The sequence below is a fragment of the Butyrivibrio sp. DSM 10294 genome (assembly GCF_028539135.1).
Lineage (GTDB): Bacteria > Bacillota > Clostridia > Lachnospirales > Lachnospiraceae > Butyrivibrio.
The window spans coordinates 47038-64958 of sequence record NZ_JANSWL010000072.1 but is presented as its reverse complement, the minus strand read 5'-3'; the positions used below and the strand labels follow the sequence as shown (position 1 = coordinate 64958).

The 17921-nt window shown below is 43.3% G+C and carries 20 protein-coding genes; all 20 read left to right on the top strand.

What is annotated here, in order from left to right:
• Nucleotides 1-2: 2 nt before the first annotated feature.
• Nucleotides 3-497 carry a DUF3021 family protein gene (locus NXH67_RS07750; protein ID WP_272796997.1) on the top strand — a complete coding sequence of 165 codons (495 nt, stop codon included), beginning with the start codon at nt 3-5 and terminating at the stop codon, nt 495-497.
• Nucleotides 484-1275 carry a CPBP family intramembrane glutamic endopeptidase gene (locus NXH67_RS07745; RefSeq protein WP_272796996.1) on the top strand — a complete coding sequence of 264 codons (792 nt, stop codon included), beginning with the start codon at nt 484-486 and terminating at the stop codon, nt 1273-1275. The genes NXH67_RS07750 and NXH67_RS07745 overlap by 14 nt, the downstream gene beginning before the upstream one ends.
• A gap of 3 nt (nt 1276-1278) precedes the next feature.
• Nucleotides 1279-1821 (top strand): RNA polymerase sigma factor, encoded by a 543-nt coding sequence (locus NXH67_RS07740; RefSeq protein ID WP_272796995.1) that lies wholly within the window; start codon nt 1279-1281, stop codon nt 1819-1821.
• Complete coding sequence (locus NXH67_RS07735) at nt 1818-2294, top strand: hypothetical protein (RefSeq protein ID WP_272796994.1); 477 nt, start codon at nt 1818-1820, stop codon at nt 2292-2294. The genes NXH67_RS07740 and NXH67_RS07735 overlap by 4 nt, the downstream gene beginning before the upstream one ends.
• Nucleotides 2281-2871 (top strand): hypothetical protein, encoded by a 591-nt coding sequence (locus NXH67_RS07730; RefSeq protein WP_022779009.1) that lies wholly within the window; start codon nt 2281-2283, stop codon nt 2869-2871. Before NXH67_RS07735 ends, NXH67_RS07730 begins: the two co-directional genes overlap by 14 nt.
• A gap of 3 nt (nt 2872-2874) precedes the next feature.
• Entirely contained in the window at nt 2875-3168 is a 294-nt protein-coding gene (locus NXH67_RS07725) for a LiaF transmembrane domain-containing protein (protein WP_022779010.1), read from the top strand.
• 175 nt (nt 3169-3343) lie between these two features.
• Nucleotides 3344-4096 carry a class I SAM-dependent methyltransferase gene (locus NXH67_RS07720; protein ID WP_272796993.1) on the top strand — a complete coding sequence of 251 codons (753 nt, stop codon included), beginning with the start codon at nt 3344-3346 and terminating at the stop codon, nt 4094-4096.
• 24 nt (nt 4097-4120) lie between these two features.
• Entirely contained in the window at nt 4121-4801 is a 681-nt protein-coding gene (locus NXH67_RS07715; RefSeq protein WP_272796992.1) for an MBL fold metallo-hydrolase, read from the top strand.
• Between the two features lie 7 nt (nt 4802-4808).
• Nucleotides 4809-5393 (top strand): GNAT family N-acetyltransferase, encoded by a 585-nt coding sequence (locus tag NXH67_RS07710; protein WP_272796991.1) that lies wholly within the window; start codon nt 4809-4811, stop codon nt 5391-5393.
• Nucleotides 5394-6043: 650 nt separating this feature from the next.
• Complete coding sequence (locus tag NXH67_RS07705) at nt 6044-6859, top strand: hypothetical protein (RefSeq protein ID WP_272796990.1); 816 nt, start codon at nt 6044-6046, stop codon at nt 6857-6859.
• Nucleotides 6860-6921: 62 nt separating this feature from the next.
• On the top strand, nt 6922-7377 hold the full coding sequence (locus tag NXH67_RS07700) for an NUDIX hydrolase (protein ID WP_272796989.1): 456 nt from the start codon (nt 6922-6924) through the stop codon (nt 7375-7377).
• A 316-nt stretch (nt 7378-7693) separates the two neighbouring features.
• Nucleotides 7694-8341, top strand: coding sequence for a hypothetical protein (locus NXH67_RS07695; RefSeq protein WP_272796988.1), 648 nt, complete (start codon nt 7694-7696; stop codon nt 8339-8341).
• Between the two features lie 22 nt (nt 8342-8363).
• On the top strand, nt 8364-8915 hold the full coding sequence (locus NXH67_RS07690) for an AAA family ATPase (protein ID WP_272796987.1): 552 nt from the start codon (nt 8364-8366) through the stop codon (nt 8913-8915).
• Between the two features lie 78 nt (nt 8916-8993).
• Nucleotides 8994-9752 (top strand): GNAT family N-acetyltransferase, encoded by a 759-nt coding sequence (locus NXH67_RS07685; protein WP_272796986.1) that lies wholly within the window; start codon nt 8994-8996, stop codon nt 9750-9752.
• A gap of 127 nt (nt 9753-9879) precedes the next feature.
• Nucleotides 9880-10836: a polymorphic toxin type 44 domain-containing protein gene (locus tag NXH67_RS07680; protein WP_272796985.1), complete on the top strand. Its 957-nt coding sequence runs from the start codon at nt 9880-9882 to the stop codon at nt 10834-10836.
• Entirely contained in the window at nt 10833-11348 is a 516-nt protein-coding gene (locus NXH67_RS07675) for a hypothetical protein (protein WP_272796984.1), read from the top strand. Before NXH67_RS07680 ends, NXH67_RS07675 begins: the two co-directional genes overlap by 4 nt.
• A 129-nt stretch (nt 11349-11477) precedes the next feature.
• On the top strand, nt 11478-13145 hold the full coding sequence (locus tag NXH67_RS07670) for a hypothetical protein (protein ID WP_272796983.1): 1668 nt from the start codon (nt 11478-11480) through the stop codon (nt 13143-13145).
• Nucleotides 13146-13203: 58 nt separating this feature from the next.
• Nucleotides 13204-14424 carry a sensor histidine kinase gene (locus tag NXH67_RS07665; protein WP_272796982.1) on the top strand — a complete coding sequence of 407 codons (1221 nt, stop codon included), beginning with the start codon at nt 13204-13206 and terminating at the stop codon, nt 14422-14424.
• A 34-nt stretch (nt 14425-14458) separates the two neighbouring features.
• Entirely contained in the window at nt 14459-15283 is an 825-nt protein-coding gene (locus tag NXH67_RS07660) for a response regulator (RefSeq protein ID WP_272796981.1), read from the top strand.
• A gap of 546 nt (nt 15284-15829) precedes the next feature.
• Nucleotides 15830-17914, top strand: a complete 2085-nt coding sequence (locus NXH67_RS07655) for an HD domain-containing phosphohydrolase (RefSeq protein ID WP_272796980.1) — start codon at nt 15830-15832, stop codon at nt 17912-17914.
• Nucleotides 17915-17921 lie beyond the last annotated feature (7 nt).

The window sequence follows — 17921 nt, the reverse complement described above, 5'->3', positions numbered from 1 at the left end:
TCATGAAAGAAGAAAAGAAGTTTATAGATAGAGCCCGGATCAGGATAGCCCTTCAAAAAAGCATATCAAGAGCTGCCATATGTTTTTCCATAACAGCATTGTTCGTCGGGATAGCATTTGCGCTTGAAGGCGCCTATATAGGCCCCGTGGAACTTATCAAGCTCTGGATCACTTTCCTTGTGCTTGGGGTTATCATATTTTTCAGAGTCCTGGCGGATTCAAGCAAATGGGCGATGGATAAACCTTTTATTGTGAAAAATCTCATTTTTATGCCATTATTTCTGATAGTGGCGCTGATATTTGCCATGGATGTTTCAAGGCAGGAAAATCAGATATTACCTGACTTTAGCAGGCTTCCGATCTATGCAGGGATTTTTCTTTTGTGTTTTTCCGTTGTTCAGGTAATAACCTATTTTGTGATAAAGGCTAAGACGGATAAGATGAACGATGCTCTTTTGGAATTTCGAAAGGAGCAGAAGTGGGATGAAGAAGAATAGTATAGTAGTTGTGTTGAGAGTTGCCTTGGGACTTATGGCGTGGTTTCTGATCACCATGGGCTTTTCAAAGATTTTGGGACCAAGACTTTCCGGGAAGCTGCCTGAAAATATGATGCTGTTTATGAGCGCTATGTTTATCCCCAATACAGTGGGGATTGAAGGCTTCTTGTTAATCGCAGGTAAGATGGAAAAGGAAAGCTCCAGCGGGGAGGCTCCGGTAACAGTCGCTCTATTGCTGAAAAGTCTTATAATCCAGCTTGGAATCTCGATTCCTGTGGCTACGGTTACTAACATCATTATCAGAGTGCTTGGCGGAAATGTCGGCAGTGATATGTCGGCGGCTCTTTTTGGAAAAAACTGGATATTCTATGCAATTTTGCTTTTGATATTCAATCCGATTTTTGAAGAGCTTCTTTATAGAAAAATGGTTCTTGAAAGGCTCCTGGTACTTGATAAGAAGGAAGCCATCATTATATCAGCAGTTCTTTTTGCACTCCCACATGCCATATCCCAGGGGATACCTCAGCTCTTTGCCACCTTTATTGCCGGGCTGGTGTGGGGATATATTAGGGTAAAAACAGGAAAACTTTGGCCCGGCATGGTTCTACATGCTCTCTTTAATTTATTCTGTGGATACGTTGTTTCTGCTCTGGCCGCAAGTCAGGTTGGCGCAGTGGCAATGGTACTTATTTTTCTGATGCTTCTTCCTGTGATGGCGGTATTCAATGTAAAAAAATTGAAAAAAACTGAAGACTTTTTCAAAGGTATTTCGTTTTAATAAATGAGAGGCGAGAAAAAGGAGGTGGGGAAAACGGATTCGCGAGATAAGCTTATACAACTTATGAATGAATATAAGAATCTGGTTTTCTCAGTCTGCCTTAAGATGACCGGTGACTATTTTACCGCGGAGGATATCACCCAGGACACATTTATTTCAGCCTACGAGCATCTGTCGGAATTTACGGGCGGCTCCGAGAAAGCCTGGCTCTGCAGGATAGCAAGCAACAAATGTATTGACTATCTGAAGGCCGCCGAGAGACGAACGCTCCCTGTAGCGGGGGATGAACTTCCCGAATATGGTGATAACACAGAAGGGCCAATTGGTCTTTTTGCCACAAAAGATGTTCTCCGGCAGGTTGAGCATAAATGCAATGAGTTGCCCGAAGGCTACGGGGCCATTGCCGGAATGTATTTTCTTAAGGGCCTGACGGCAAAAGAGATAGCGGAAAAAGAGAAAATTCCACTAAAAACTGTTCAGACCAGAATATATAGGGCCCGGGAAATGCTCAGAAAAACTGTGAGAAAGGAGGATCTGCTGGCATGAGTAAGGACTATGAATATTTATCGGACGACGAACTTAATAAGCTGATGGAGCTGGCGGAGAGCGACATTTCGGTGTCTGCCCCGGAAAGTGTGGAAGCCGAAGTCCTTGATTACATCACGGAAAAAGAAAAACTCCTTCAAAAGAAATCAAATATCAGAGCGGTTCCTCCAAGAAAAGCAGTTTCGCGGAATACGGTTTCCTTCGCAGTGTATTGTTTAAAGGTGTTTGGATCCATAGCTGCAGCGATCATGATACTTGCGATAACACCATTTATCAGGCAAAACAACCTAGCCAGTGTACCAACAAGAGAGGACATAATCTCCGGAACGCAGGTTAAGAGCAGAGAAGAAGTGTTGTCGAGAATACCGGTAAAAACAAGAGAAGAAGTGATAAGCGATGAGAGTAACGGCGTTTTGCCAAGGCTCGAGTCCATTTTTAAAATGATAAGGGAGGCATATTATGAGACCAATTAAGAAAAGCAGATTCTTTACATTTATTTTTTCCTTCTGCCCCGGGGCAGCTGAGATGTACATGGGCTTTATGAAAAATGGAGTAACGCTTATGGCCATATTTTTCCTGCTGTGCGGATTTATGGCTGTAACAGGATTTGATTTCCTGATGGCGGTTATTGCTATTGTATGGTTTTACGCTTTTTTCCATGCCAGAAACATCGCAAAGATGGACGATATGACCTTTTCACAGTTCGAAGATGTGTACGTTTGGGAAGAGTTTGACAGGAAAGGTGCATTTAAGATCTCAAGCTCCAAGTTAAGGACGGTTGCCTCAATTACTCTGATACTGGTTGGAGGAGGAATTCTCTGGAATTATCTGTTGGACATTGTCGCCAGGTTCATTCCCGGTGACTATTGGGATTATATCTACCCCATCATCGATCGTCTGCCCAGCGCCATCATAGCTCTGGCACTTATAGTCGCAGGATTTGTTCTTATCCGCGGCAAAAAGAAAGAACTTACAGAGCAGCAGAATGCTGCTGATGTGGTGGCCAGTGCTGAGCTTTTTACACAGAAAGATAATACAAAGGAGGCCTGAGCCATGGAAAAATCTGAAAGAATCCACAGAGTTGGTTCCATAACCACAGGCCTTACCCTGATCGTGATGGGAGTGTGTTTTATTCTTCATTTGTTCCTTGGGCTCATCAGCTATGAAATGATCTTCAGATTTTGGCCTGTGATCATCATCGGCCTTGGAATAGAACTTCTTGTCTCCAATGTTATTACGGAAAAGCTTGTATACGATAAGGCAGCGATATTTCTGCTGATAGTTATGGTGTTTTTTTCAATGGGCATGGCAGTGGCGGACCTGGCCATGGTAAATATCAATGTGTGAAAATGGCAGAATGCGTATGAATAGTGAGTACAGCGTATCATGATGCGGCGAGATACTTGAAAATAGTGACATATTTGGCGGCGTATAATCGGAAATACTGATTGTACGCTGCTTTTTTTATAGTTATAATAGGGCGTAAGTGTATGAAAAAGGATAATACAGGGAGGTGAAGGACATGGAAGACTACAGTTTGCAGCACAAGAAGGCCTGGGAGTTTGATGCATATGATTTCTGGGTAAGAACTGCGGGGACGCCCAAGGAGCGGGCAGCGAAGGACAAGGAAAATCCCAAGAAGATGCTCAAGCAGTATGCAGGCTACTTTGATTCTTTTGAAGGTATAAGGGTTGCCAATATATGCGGATCCTGCGGTAAAAAGGCAGTTCCGTTGGCGCTACTTGGAGCAGAGGTGACGGTCTTTGATATCTCCGAAGCCAATAAGAAATATGCAGTTGAAACCGCTGAGGCAGCAGGCACCAAGATAGCCTATGAAGTTTGCGACATCATGGAAATCGACATGGGCAGGTACGAAGGCTATTTTGACGTGGTATTCATGGAAGGCGGAATCCTTCACTATTTCCACGATATAGATGCGTTTATGAAGGTGATGAGGTCACTACTTAAGCCCGGAGGCAAGATGATCTGCAGCGACTTCCACCCTTTTACCAAGATATCGGATATTTTGGGACTGCAGCAGCCCACCATGAGCTATTTTTCCACAGACATATTTGAAGGTGAGATGGCCCACGCAAGATTCTACGACGAGGAGATCCGTAAGCAGATTCCCAAGTGCCACTACAGGAAGTACACCATTAGTGAAATCATCAATTCAATAATTGAAAATGGGTTTACGTTGGAGAGATTTGATGAGCATCCTTCCTGGGAAAATGAGAAGCTTCCGGGGGAATTCACAGCTATAGCAAGAAAGTAGAAATAAAGATGGAGGGGTGAACAGATGTTAAAAAGACTGACGGATCGAATCTGGTACTATCCCATGGAGGAAGAGCGGGACAGGCCTAATCTTGGATATATCCGAGGCGATAATTGGAGTCTTGCGGTGGACGCAGGGCACTCTGAGGCCCACACAAGGGAGTTTTACAGAGCGCTGGAAGAGAACGGTCTTCCGCTTCCAACGCTCACCGTGATAACCCATTGGCACTGGGATCATACCTTTGGAATGCATGCGGTGAATGGCCTTTGCCTTGCAAATGAACGCACTGATCAGTATCTGATTGATTTTAGAAACAGGCTGGCGGAGGAAGGGCCGGAGTTCTTTTTGAACATGCATGAGAGTATACGCCGAGAATATGCTGATAACAGGCCAGTGATCGTAACACCGGCGGATATGGTATTTAAGGATAGCATGACGCTGGATGCAGGTAATTGCCAGGTTAAGGTCTTCTGTGCAGATGCGCCCCATACCGATGATTCCACATTTATTGAGGTGCCCGGAGAGGGCGTTTTGTTCGTTGGAGATGCTACCTGCGGTACGTTTCCGGAGTGGAAAAAGGATCCCGCTCTTAGCAGGAGCCTGGCTGAGATCATCAGGAAGTCTGAGGCTCCTACCTGCCTTGAAGGACACTGGGTTCCTGTTCCCAAGGAAGACACAATACGAGACTTGTTAGAGGAGACATAAGAATTACATGAATATTGTTGATTTACCAAAAGAGAAATGGAAAGGAGTAGCGATTCCCCTTGTTACAAGGAGCGACAGCTATTACGATTTTGATATTAAGCCACTTGATGGCGAGGGCTGCAAGATAGAACTTGTCAAAAAGAAGGCAGAGAAGGAGATACTTCATACACCTGAAGAGTATGATTATCCGGATTCTTTGTACCAGGATCACTGGGAAAATGCCGAGGCCTTCGGAATTGTGGGGGATAACGATGAACTGCTTGCATGTATCGAGGTATGCCCCGAAGAATGGTCAAACAGACTTCTTGTCACTGAGCTGTGGGTGTCAGATGCCCTCAGGGGTAAGGGCTATGGCAAAAAGCTAATGGACAAGGCAAAAGAGGTGGCCAAGGCCCAGAACAGAAGAGCTATAATCCTTGAGACCCAGTCCTGCAACACCAATGCCATAGGCTTTTATCTTCATGAGGGATTTGAGCTTGTTGGTTTTGACACCTGCTGCTATACAAATGATGACATTGGCAGGCGCGAAGTCAGGATCAATCTGGGTTACTTTTTCAACAGAGATGGGAGAAGATGGCAGGAAGCAAAGTAAAGGAAGGGGGCATACAACCCTTTTAACAACCCTTTTAGAGTATATAATAATTCAATTACAGGCCGCAGGTTAAAGAATCTGCGGCCTGCTCTTTACAAAAACTACTAGCGTGTGTATAGTATTTTCATACTATTCTAGAGATTTCTGTCAAGAATTCTTTTGAAATAGCTGATCTGGTTCGCAGATAGCTATAAAAATACCCTGAATGAATTTTGGAATTGGTTATTTTTGGTATTTGCATATGAGACAAGCTTATTTGAACTGTTAATATGCATTGAAGGACCATTGGTTCTCGTTAGTTAGTCCTGTACGAGTGCGGAATATGGCATAGTACATACGAAACTTGATATGAAGAAGTGTTTCATATGCTTCTTGTCTCAATATTGAAGACGAGTGCTGTCATAGTTCGAGTGAAATGCATATTAAATAGGTTGGTTGCGGCAAAGTAATATGCAATGCTGCTTTAGGCAGAGCAGATAATGCGGGAGTTAAGGAACCAAAGACATACGAAAGACTAGCTTCAAGCCAAGTTAATATGCATATCGATATAGGAAGTGGTGACATACATACAGCAGTACATCCCAAAGGCATATCTTGACGGAATTATCTGATAATCAAATGAGTAGAAATGTGGAGGAGCAATATAATCTATGCAGGATTGTAAAGAAGTAGAAACAAGCCGAGAGACCTTATGCGCTGTTAATGCGCGCAAGGCTGAGCTTGAGAGCATGATCAAAGAGCTGGAGCAAAAAATTGCAGAGGCTCCTGAAGGAGGACTAAGAGTTTTAAAGCGTAATAAATCTTTCCAATATTATTGGAGGAAAAAGCCCCAAGACAAAAATGGTGTTTTTATTCCTAAACGTGAAATTGCAATTGCAACTAAACTTGCGCAAAGAGATTACAATCAACTGGTATTGCAGATTGCAAAGGAAGAACTTAGCATCATAAACTCCTATGAAAGCATGTTAATAAATGAATCCGTAGAAAAAGCGATAGAGCGCTTTAATGATGGAAGAAAAAGACTTCTAGAGCCAATTAGCATTTCCGACAAAGAATATGTTGATCTATGGCAAAACGAAGAATATGAACGTTTTGGCTTTGATGATACAAACGAGTACTACTCCGTAAATGGCGTAAGGGTAAGGTCCAAATCAGAAGTGATAATAGCAAACCTTCTAGAGCATTATGATATACCGTATAAATATGAATATCCGCTTACTATGGGAAAAAGTTTAACCAGACCTGATTTCATCTGCCTTAATGTAAGAGCAAGAAAAGAATATGTATGGGAACATTTTGGAATGATGGATGATCCGGAGTACGCTAATAAAAATATTAAAAAGATATCTATATATGAACAGAATGGCTATCACGCAGGAAATAACATGATTCTGACATTTGAGTCTTCACAAGTGCCGTTAAACTCAAATATAATTAAGGATAAAATAGAGCAATACTTGTTATAATCAGCACTCGGGTCAAGTTGTGGTGATTTTGTTATCATAGTTTACTAGTGGGAGAATGAAAAGTGGAATACACACATTTTGTTTCTGTAGCTGGCTTGGTACGTAACGATAAGGACGAAATCCTTCTACTGAAAAGTCCGAACAGAGGCTGGGAATATCCAGGGGGAATGGTTGAACCCGGAGAAGCTTTGCAAGACGCACTTATAAGAGAAATCAAAGAAGAAACCGGTGCAGATGTTGAGATCACAGGCTTCATAGGAGTGTGTAAAAACATTCAGAAAGACGTGGTAAACATTGACTTTTCCTGCAAGTACACAGGCGGAGAGCTTGCTACGGGGGATGAGAGCCTTGACGTAAAATGGGTCAACAATGATGAAGCGTTGGAGTTGGTAACATATCCCCTTACAAAGAAAAGACTTGAAAATATGTTGGCAGCAGGCGATACAGTTAGTTGCTTTAGCTTTAAAAAGGAACCTTTTGAGCTAGTTACTGAAGGAAGGTATACGGTTGGGAGATAATAACATGCAGGAATTACTCATCAAGAACGTGAAAAACCCCGATTAGGAGAACGCAGGTGTTTCATGACAGATTTATTATTCTGGATAGTTCAATGGCTTATCACATAGGCGCATCAATAAAGGATGTGGGTAAAAAGTGCTTTGGAATTTCACGTATAGACGATTCTGGACTAGTATCTGATATATTAAGCCGATTAAGGACGGTATAAGCTACCACTAGACGTGACCTCTCTTTTTTCAGCGTTTAAATATTGTATTATCAAAGAATATAGAAAAAATCAGCATTTCCATGCAATAGATTAAGAGAGAGAATAAAATGGATTTAAAAAATGTATATTTTGTAATTGGGACATCCTATGCAGGGAAGTCCACAATAGTTAAGAACCTTGCAAAAAAACACAATGGACTGGCGCTTGAAGAGAACTACCACGACGAGAAGCTTCCTGAACTAGACAGTAAGGAATTCCCGAACCTGACTTATACCAGGGACCTTAAGGATTGGCATGAATTCATCCGCAGGACTCCGGATGAGTATGTGACATGGATAAATAATGTGAAGAAAGAGTGCGAGATCGTTGAACTTCAGATTCTTGAGGAACTGCTCAGTAAGGCGGAAAACCAGGATAAGAAAATATTCGTTGATACTAACATCAGTATCGAGACCCTTCATAAGATCTCTGACGCAGACCATGTTCTGGTGATGCTGTCAGATCCACAGATCAGCATCCACCGCTTTTTTGACCGCCCTGATCCGGAGAAGCAGTTTCTCTATCAGCTTATGCTGGAGGAACCGGATCCCCAGGCAGCACTGGATAACTATCGAGAGATACTTACCAGGATATGCTCTAAGGAGGAATATGAGATGCTGGAAAACTCCGGCTTCAAAGTAATCTATCGAGATGAAGACAGAACTCAGGAAGAAACTGTCAGGCTTGCTGAAGAATTATTAAAGATTACAGATTGACTAGAAGATAAAGGAATAAACAATGCCGAAGATAATATTTGTATCAGGGCCCTGTGGCTGCGGGAAGTCCACATTTGTGGACGCCTACGCCAGACACCTGGTGGATAAGGATAGAAAAACAGTATATGTAATCCATGGAGATGACTTCCATGGAGGATTTGTGGAGCCCGAGGATAAGGGAGATTTCTTTGTGAACGGAGAAGCATCTGATTCAGTGTTGTGGGAAGATATCCTTAAATTCAACTGGGACTGTATCATTGCAACTGCGGGCAGAGCCCTGCAACAGGGAATGGATGTCCTTATTGATTATGTGATTGAAACTGAACTTCCCAGAGTACAGAACCTTGCCGCTCAGAACGGTGCCGAGCTTCATTACATAGTTTTAACAGCAGATGAAGCTACGATTGAGAAAAGAATCCGTGGTCGCGGCGATATAGACATGATAGAAAGAGCTAAGTTCCTGAAAAAAGAGCTGGAGGCAATGCCCGAGAACAGTGGCCATCTGTATGATAATTCTAATAAGACCACAGAAGAGACAGTTAATGAGATCGTTCTTGAGGATTACATTGTTTGAGGAGAGTACAGGCTGCTGCAGATTAAAATCGGACAATTTGGTGGTCCGAAAAAGTGTATGAGATAACAAGGGGAAATAATGTTCAAAACATTCTATGAAAGGCTGCTTCAGCAGCTATCAATTGATTTCAATTGCTCACCGGAAGATTTAAGGACAAATAAGGTTACCATCACAGAGCCTGCATGGAATGAAGGCAGAAGGAGCTACAGTCCTGATATGCCATTCCTTGAAATGGCCACACTGGGGCAGAATACTGTCATTATGGCGGATAAGTGCCTCCATGAGTTTCTTAAGGGGCTGATCTCAGATGAGGATAGCCACCATCTTTTCGAATTTGATAATCTCCTGAAAATAAATGAAGAGCTGAAACAGTACGGTTACAAGATGAAACATACACATCATATGTTTCTGCCCTGCTGCGAGAAATCGGTAGAAGAGCGCTTCAAGGTGAAGTGGCTCTACGACAGCGAAATCAATCAGTTTTACGGAGATGATAGGTTTCCCAATGCCATAGCCTACCCCGAGCCCTGCCCTGTTCGCCCTGACAGAATAGTGGTAATGGCTCTTGATGGTGACACAATTATGGGTATGGCTGGCTGTTCGGAGGACGCTCCCCACTGGCAGCAGATAGGTATCGATGTCCTGCCACAATATCGTTCAAGAGGAATCGGAACCTATCTTGTGACACTTCTTAGGAACAAAATAATTGAAATCGGCGACGTTCCCTTCTATGGGGCTGCGGCAGCAAACATTCAGTCACAAAACATCGCTATAAACAGCGGCTTTAAACCTGCCTGGGTTGAAACCGAGGCGATAGTTTTGAATCCAAGAAATTGATCAGGGTAGGCTCAATTACTTGATTTTGTGTCATTCGTCCGATTTCAGGTGTCATTCATCAGAAAATGAACATTTATATTGTTAAATATGATATAGATAACTATCAAACAAGGAAGGACGAAAGACTATGGAAGGAAGATTTCGGATTAGTCCGGAGAGAATGAGAGAACCTATCAGCACATTTCGAGATGTTTCAGCCAGGCTGACAACTAATGGGGATGAAATACTGGAAATATCACAAGCATTGGATTCTAGCTACGTGATGCTTGAACCTGTACTTGAGAACTTGGCGAAAGAAACATATGAAAGCGCCAACAAAATGCAGGATTTAGGAGATGGATTGGAGTTAATAACTAATGAATATGTTAAATGTGAGCAAGGTATATTAGGTAATTCTGGTAAAGGTAACAATATAAAACTATCAGCTAATTCTGCAATGGCGCCTATTGTCGGACCTTCTAAACTTTTTGAAATAGCCGTTGCCAAATACATAGAGGCGCTTGAGAGATGGGGACAAGAACATAAAAAGCAAGTAGATGAAGGAACTGCAGAAAATCTAAAACAATTGCAAGAACATCTTAATGATCCATCAATTAATTGGGAGGAGCGAGATTATACCGACATAATAGATGCTTGGCTTAAAGAAAGGGAGGAAGAGTTCGATTTGTGGTATTATACTTCAATACTTCCTCTTGAACCATTAAGTAAGCAAGCAAAAGTAGCATTATATATTGATTTTTTCCTTAAAGTACGAACTGGTGGTGAAATGGATATTAAACAGTCTGACAGCTGGGAGAAGGCATTTGGCTTTAAGAGTCCGAAGGATACTGACTGTAAATACTTCTTATACCATGGACAGGTGATGGATCCTGGAACGCTAGGTAATGTCCTTTATGCTTATGTAGGAGCAAAATACTTCTCCGATTTTGAATTATATTCAGGTGGTGCTGCAGTACAAATAAAAAACAGATATAAATGGGACATGCCTTGGATGTATGGTCTGCCTGATTGGGGAGATATGCCCGAAGATCATGAAGCTATTGAATTAGGCATAAAATGGAGAAAGGAAGGGATGCCCGGATGAAGAATAAGATTGGAATTTCTGTAGTTGTTATAGCAGCAATTACCGTTTTGGTGGTTATGAATTATTTACTCGGAATCTTCAGATTTCCGATTGATATAAGAGAGTATGTAGCTAATAACAGCGAAAAGCTTACAGCTTTTGCTGAGGAATTGTACCAAAAGCAGGAAGAAGATATTGAAATTTATTACTGGGTCTGGGAGGTTCCGATTGAGGCTAAGAAAGAGATAAATCCGTTTAATAAGTTAGCAATTATATCAATATCAGTTGCTAAGTCCTCCGGAGATGGAAGACAAGACTTAGTCAGATTTATGCTGAAGGGGCAGCCTGAAAAGCAAGGCTATTGGACTCGGGGCATATATTATTCTCCTAATGATGTTTTGCTGGATATCCACAGAGTGGCACAGGAAGGGGATTATTACGAGATTGACAGCAGTGAATCCCATGAAAAATCAAGATATAGATCAGAGAAAATCTGTGATCACTGGTACTACTACGAAGAGGCGGTGTGGTAAGAATACATGAAATGCGCCGGATATAATGCCATTTTCGGGGGATGACGACATTTTGTAGGACACAGTCTGATAAGCTTATTCAGAAATATAAACCAAGCTATATTTTCTTATGAGACAAGGGGATAAATTATGAAAAAGAGAAATCTGATGAATGGTAACCTGGCAATCATTCCTGCAATCGGAATGGCAATTGCTTTGACCGCATGTGGTTCAGAGGTGGCAACAGAGCCTGAGAATGCGGGGGCAGAGCAGCAGGCAGAGACTTCCGAGTCAGAAGTTGCAGGCGAAAAGAAAGAAGAAGTTACTGTAGAGAATACTGCAAATGCAGAGGGCTACATTACAGACAGCGTTATTGCGACAGATCTCATTCAGGTAACAATTCCTGATGAGTTAAAGGGCATGACCTATGCCAAGGTAGAGGATGACCGCATAAGTGTATATGACAAGGCCCTGGTGGATGCAGGCTGGCCCGGACTTGTATTTGAGGTTGGATTATCTTCCGATTGCAATATTTTTGCCGGCGGAATGTTCACCAAGGTAGGAGAAGTATTCGCTACCGATGGAACCATATATAATGTTGGAAGAGGTTATGCTTCCGAGATTCAGTGGGATTACAATGAGCCTGAGGCTCCTGAGAGCTACACTAAACTTGAGGATTCCACCGAGAGTATCTTCGAGAATATCACAGGCACAGGGGATAACCTTTTTGTCTACAAGGCCGGAACCAAGGGAGAAGATCTGTATTTTACAGTTCTTGATAAGTATGTGACAGCTATCAGTGAGGGCTGGGATGCAAATAAGTGTGAAGAAGAGGGTATCAGCCCTGAGATCGCAGCAATAGCCGCTAATAACGAGAAGCCCTTTGAGGTTCTTGGCTATGCCTATGCAGATATGAACTGCGACGGTATCGAGGATCTCTTTATCGGCGATATGTCCGGCAGTGAGATCGACGGAATGGTTTACGACGTATATTCAACGGTTGACAGAGTTGCAACTCACATCGTAACAGGAACTGCCAGAGACAGATATTATGCATACGGAGGGTATGCGCTTCTTAATGAGTTCTCCGGCGGAGCTATGGAAAACGGATCCGTAGTGTGGATTTTTGAGCCCAACTCCACAGATATGGTATGCCAGCTTGGCTACAAATATGACGCATATACAGACGAGAAGAATCCATGGTTCTCAACCTATGATAACGAGGAGTGGACTCCTATGTCCGAGGAGGACTACAAGGCAGAAATGGATAGAATTGAGGGCCAGAAGACAGCTCTTAAGTTCACTCCTTTCACAACAGTTTCAGGAATTGATTTCTCCAAAGAGGATATGTCCAAGTATGCTACATTTACAGAGATTGTGGACAGTCTCTATCCCAATATGGCATATGCCAATGTAACGCTTGACGAAACCGATGTACTTCTCGTTGCCAATGGAAGCTACGACAATCTTGACGGCAATGAGGCTGCCATCGATTCATCAGTCTTCATGTATGACAAGGATGGAAATGTTGTGTTCCTTGGAACAGTACAGTCCGGCGGAACAGCCAATCCTCTTGCTGTTAAGGACGGCAAGCTTTTGACAGCAGGTCATCATTTTGTGACAAAAAATACAGTTAAAGACGGCAAACTCGTAGCTGAGGAAACCGCCTATGAAGAATTTGACACCAACGGAAATGCAACCTACTATGTTGAATCCGACGGGGAAAAGAATGAAGTGGAAGATGACAAGATTTTGCAGGGAATGTTCGCTGAGTATTCAGAGGCAGAAGTAGTTAACTTCCAGAAGGTCATGGAATAAAAGGAAGGAATAGCACTTGTTCGAAGATCCTAACTTACAAACTATAGCCGCGCTGAATATGGCGCTGGTACTGCAGCTGGCCGGTGTGGCCATTGCAGTTATGGCAGATCCCTATATCCAAAAAGCCAACAGATACAGAGTATATGCAATAGCCCTGATAGTTGGCTTTTTGCTATGGGAGCCGCAGTTTTCCATGGAATACGGAGATGTCCTATATAGGAATGCCCCGATTTTTTGGTATACCTTAATTTCTGCCCTGGGCTATATACTACGAACTGTGGTGCTATATCTTTTTGTCAGGCTCGTTGGTAATGAAAAAGGAACAAAACTGTTGCATGCTCTCATTGTGGTCAACGCAGCATTTTGTATGTCCTCATTTTTTTCACACCTGGTTTTTTTCTACGATCCAAACCTCCACTGGCACAGAGGACCGCTGGGATATATACCCTTCGGTGTAAGCTTTGTGATGGTGGTATGGATTGTTGTAAGCGCTCTCATGAAGTACCGTGGAATCAGGCGAAGAGAAGCTGTGGTTCCCATCATCATATCGGTCATGGTGGTCATTGCAGTAGTGCTGGACATGGAGGCTTATTTTAGCGCAAGAGTTACGTTTTTGACAGTGGCAATGACTGAGAGCATTGTGTTCTTTTACATCTGGCTGCACCTGCAGTTTGTAAGGGAGCATGAGAATGCTCTCAAGGCAGAGCAGAGGATCAGGATAATGATGTCCCAGATCCAGCCCCACTTTTTGTTTAACACACTGTCAACCATCCAGGCTCTGACGGAAATTGACCCGGAGAGGGCATCCAAGGTCATCGAGGAATTTGCCCTGTACCTGAGGCAGAATATCAACTCTCTTAATGAGGAGGATATGATTTCTGTTACTAAGGAGCTGGAGCATACCAGAATCTATTCAGATATCGAGCAGGTGCGCTTTCCATCAATCAAGATCGACTATGAGATCGAGGACGATGACTTCCTTATACCGCCGCTGACCATACAGCCCATGGTGGAGAATGCCATAAGACACGGTGTCAGGGGCAAAAAACATGGATGGGTAGCCGTAAGTACCTGGCGCGAAGAGGATGCCCACGTGATCTCAATCAGGGATAACGGCAAGGGCTTTGACGTGGACAAGATGATCGAGGACACCCTAAAGGGTGATCATATTGGATTAAAAAATGTCCGTGACCGCATAATCGACATGGCGGGCGGTACATTCAAAATTGAGAGTGTAGAGGGAGAAGGTACCAGCGTTACGATCAGGATACCTATCTGACCTGATGATCTGATAATATTTTCAGAGGGAAGAGATGAGAGCAATATGTGTTGATGATGAGGGACTGATCCTTGCAAGGACGGTCTCTCTTGTGAAAAAAACCAATAAATTCGAAGAGGTAGAATCCTTCATGAATGCCCTTGAGGCACTGGAATATCTGGATGAGGAAAAGGCCGATCTGGCGCTTCTTGACATAGATATGCCGGAAATGGGAGGCCTGGAGCTTGCCACCAATATTAAAAACAGATGTCCGGATATCAAGATTATTTTTCTGACCGGATATTCGGAATACGCGATTGATGCCTATGCAATGCACGCCACAGGGTATCTGCTCAAGCCCGTGAGCTATGAGAAACTTTTTTCAGAGATTGAGTATGCTCTGGGAACCGGAACCCCTGCTGCCACAGCCGGAGCTGGAAGTAGTAATGAAGTGAAGGCCAAGGTTGAGACCTTCGGCTTTTTCAATATTCTTGTTAACGGCAAACCCGTGGTATTTAAGAGATCCAAGGCCAAAGAACTGTTGGCCTGTCTTGTGGACCACAGAGGCCAGTTCATCGCAAGAAAGGACCTGTTCTACATCCTCTGGGAGGACGACGATTATGACAGGGCCAAGCAGAAGTATTTTGACACCATAATAAGAAGCATGAAGGACAGCCTTGAGGAATACGGGATCTCAGATATCTTCGAGGCAGAGCAGGGACTTATGCGCATTGTTCCCGAGAAAATCGACTGCGATCTGTATCGGTTCCTTGATAAAGATCAGGCTGCCATTGACAGTTTTCGCGGAGAGTACATGAACTCCTATACCTGGTCCAGCGAGACCGAAGGGTATCTTACTGAGTTACAGGAGGAGTGCTAAATCAGCGTAGATTATAGCATGACAAATGGGATGAATAACCTTTTCAAATCTGTTTTTTTAGTATAAGTATGACAGTGACGACATTTTGTAGGACATCGTATTGTAGTCTTATATACAGATAATGAATCAGACACTTGTTTATGCAAAAGCGGGGTAATCCGAGTATGAAAAAGAGATTGTGGAGTATGTCATCAACAATGCTCGTGGCACTGGTAATGGAAGGAGTTTTTATGCTGCAGTTTGCAATTCTGCTACTGTCGGCACTAATTATTTTCAGATGAGAAGATAAGCGGTTTACTAATGTTATGAGGGGAGATAAAAGCCTTGCAGCTGCGGCTACAGGGCTTTTACCATGTAATGTAAGTTTTTAATGTTTTAATTGTAGTTATTTATGCTTTTTTAACAAGCTTAGCCCTCGAAGTTTGATATAATGAGGATAGGTATGCGATAAAACGTTTATGTAGGCGATTATGTATTTTACTATGGTGAATCATGGCTGCAGATAGATTATCAAAAATAAAGATTGGCAGTTTTGGTCAACACATATTGTTATCACTTATCGGAATCATAGTTAACGTCGTTCTGGCTTATGCCATGTACAGTATGGGATATCCTCTGTTTCTGGATACCATAGGTACTGTGGCAGTGGCAGCAGTGGGGGGCCTTTTTCCCGGAATCCTGACGGCTGTGGTTACGAATGCAATTTGTGCGCTTTTTAATGTCAACGCTATCTATTACAGCTTCATGAACGCCATGATAGCTATTTTTTCGGCATGGCTTATCAGAAGGCATTCCATCAGAAAACTGGGGACTATCATCACTTTGATGGGAACCCTGACGCTCTTTTCCGGCAGTATTTCTGCAGTCATCAACTGGTTCCTGCTGGAGGGAAAAGAGGCTGCGGCTGATTCCGACACAGTCCTTTTGTTCACCTCATCCCTGGGAATCCCGGCTTTTTTTGCATTCTTTATCTACAGTATCCTGCTTAACACAATTGATAAGGGAATTGCGGTCTTTTTTGCCTGGCTCATTGTAACGCTGGTGCCATCAAGGATTCTCGAGCAAATTGAACTTGGCAACTGGAAACAGCGCGCTCTGCCACAAGAGGAGATCAACACCCTTAACAGCTGGGGAAAAGATATGCGATACTCCATGCGTTTAAGAACGACGTTAATGATCCTGCTTACCTCAATACTTTTGGTAATAGTTACGGGCTGGAGCGGAATCAGTATGTATTTCTCCAAGACCAAGGACAGCATGACAGTGGACGCGGAGAATTCACTGAAGCTGGTTGCGGAACTGATAAGCATCGACAATGTCAAGGCAATCCTTAGAAACGGCTACTCCGGTTCCGAATATGAGGAAACTCAGAAGCTCCTTCAGACGGTTGCAAATGATTATTCTATACTTCAGAGCTTGTATCTTATAAGGTTTGGGGAAAAAGAGGGCCATGTCATCTTTGAGATTGAGCCCTCTGGTTCAGCTATTGAAAAAAAGGATAATGTGGTTGAGTATGACGACGGACTGATGCCATTTATACCGGACATACTGGAGGGGCGGCATATTGACCCTATTGACCATGGAGACATAGACAGCTGGACCCGAACCGTTTTTTACCCCATTAAGGACGAAGCAGGGGAGTGCGTATGCTATGCGGTGGCGGACATTTCCATTACCTACATGGCAGATTACATGCAGGATTTCATAGTAAGGTCACTACTGATTCTCATGGGCTTCTTCATTCTGGTTATAGCCAACAATATGTGGTTCACCAATACGGGCATGGTATATCCGATACGAAGCATGGCCAAGTGCGTGGATGACTTTTCCAGCATGGGCTATGACCAGGAGCAGCTGGATAAAAACGTAAAGGCCATAAGGGCGCTGGAGATCAATACGGAAGATGAGATCGAAAGGCTCTACGACTCCATCTGCAGAATGACTCTGAACCTGTCGGAGCAGATGAGGGACCTTAGAAGGCTCTCTGAGACTACGGCCAAGATGCAGGACGGACTTATCATCACCATGGCGGACATGGTTGAACGTCGCGATTCCGACACCGGTGAGCACATTCAGAAGACCGCATTATATGTGAAGATAATCGTAGAGGGCCTAAACAGAAAGGGCTACTACGCTGAAAAAGTAACTCCCAAGTTCATGTCGGATGTGGTACGAAGCGCACCTCTTCACGACATAGGTAAGATCAATATCCCGGATGAGATCCTGAATAAGCCCGGCAAGCTCACCCCGGAAGAGTTTGAGATCATGAAGACCCATGCTGCTGCCGGCAAAAAGATCATGGAGAATGCCATCAGTACCGTCAAGGGTGAGAACTACCTTAAGGAAGCCCGTAATATGGCAGCTTATCATCATGAGCGCTGGGATGGAAAAGGATATCCTGAGGGGCTGCACGGCGAAGTAATTCCTCTGTCGGCTCGTATCATGGCTATTGCCGATGTTTTTGACGCTCTAACGTCACCAAGAGTATATAAGCCTGCATTTCCACTGGATGAAGCGCTGAAAATAATCACAGAGGAATCGGGTAAACAGTTTGATCCAAAATGCGTGGAGGTATTTTTGGAAGCGCTGCCGGAAGTAAAGGTAATACTTAAGAAATATAACAATGTATAAAGGAGAA

Coding starts and splice junctions, on each gene's coding strand:
- NXH67_RS07690 (WP_272796987.1), top strand. CDS start 8,364: ATGCCGAAGATAATATTTGTATCAGGGCCCTGTGGCTGCGGGAAGTCC.
- NXH67_RS07715 (WP_272796992.1), top strand. CDS start 4,121: ATGTTAAAAAGACTGACGGATCGAATCTGGTACTATCCCATGGAGGAA.
- NXH67_RS07735 (WP_272796994.1), top strand. CDS start 1,818: ATGAGTAAGGACTATGAATATTTATCGGACGACGAACTTAATAAGCTG.
- NXH67_RS07730 (WP_022779009.1), top strand. CDS start 2,281: ATGAGACCAATTAAGAAAAGCAGATTCTTTACATTTATTTTTTCCTTC.
- NXH67_RS07725 (WP_022779010.1), top strand. CDS start 2,875: ATGGAAAAATCTGAAAGAATCCACAGAGTTGGTTCCATAACCACAGGC.
- NXH67_RS07670 (WP_272796983.1), top strand. CDS start 11,478: ATGAAAAAGAGAAATCTGATGAATGGTAACCTGGCAATCATTCCTGCA.
- NXH67_RS07745 (WP_272796996.1), top strand. CDS start 484: ATGAAGAAGAATAGTATAGTAGTTGTGTTGAGAGTTGCCTTGGGACTT.
- NXH67_RS07720 (WP_272796993.1), top strand. CDS start 3,344: ATGGAAGACTACAGTTTGCAGCACAAGAAGGCCTGGGAGTTTGATGCA.
- NXH67_RS07680 (WP_272796985.1), top strand. CDS start 9,880: ATGGAAGGAAGATTTCGGATTAGTCCGGAGAGAATGAGAGAACCTATC.
- NXH67_RS07750 (WP_272796997.1), top strand. CDS start 3: ATGAAAGAAGAAAAGAAGTTTATAGATAGAGCCCGGATCAGGATAGCC.
- NXH67_RS07695 (WP_272796988.1), top strand. CDS start 7,694: ATGGATTTAAAAAATGTATATTTTGTAATTGGGACATCCTATGCAGGG.
- NXH67_RS07685 (WP_272796986.1), top strand. CDS start 8,994: ATGTTCAAAACATTCTATGAAAGGCTGCTTCAGCAGCTATCAATTGAT.
- NXH67_RS07705 (WP_272796990.1), top strand. CDS start 6,044: ATGCAGGATTGTAAAGAAGTAGAAACAAGCCGAGAGACCTTATGCGCT.
- NXH67_RS07740 (WP_272796995.1), top strand. CDS start 1,279: ATGAGAGGCGAGAAAAAGGAGGTGGGGAAAACGGATTCGCGAGATAAG.
- NXH67_RS07665 (WP_272796982.1), top strand. CDS start 13,204: ATGGCGCTGGTACTGCAGCTGGCCGGTGTGGCCATTGCAGTTATGGCA.
- NXH67_RS07660 (WP_272796981.1), top strand. CDS start 14,459: ATGAGAGCAATATGTGTTGATGATGAGGGACTGATCCTTGCAAGGACG.
- NXH67_RS07710 (WP_272796991.1), top strand. CDS start 4,809: ATGAATATTGTTGATTTACCAAAAGAGAAATGGAAAGGAGTAGCGATT.
- NXH67_RS07675 (WP_272796984.1), top strand. CDS start 10,833: ATGAAGAATAAGATTGGAATTTCTGTAGTTGTTATAGCAGCAATTACC.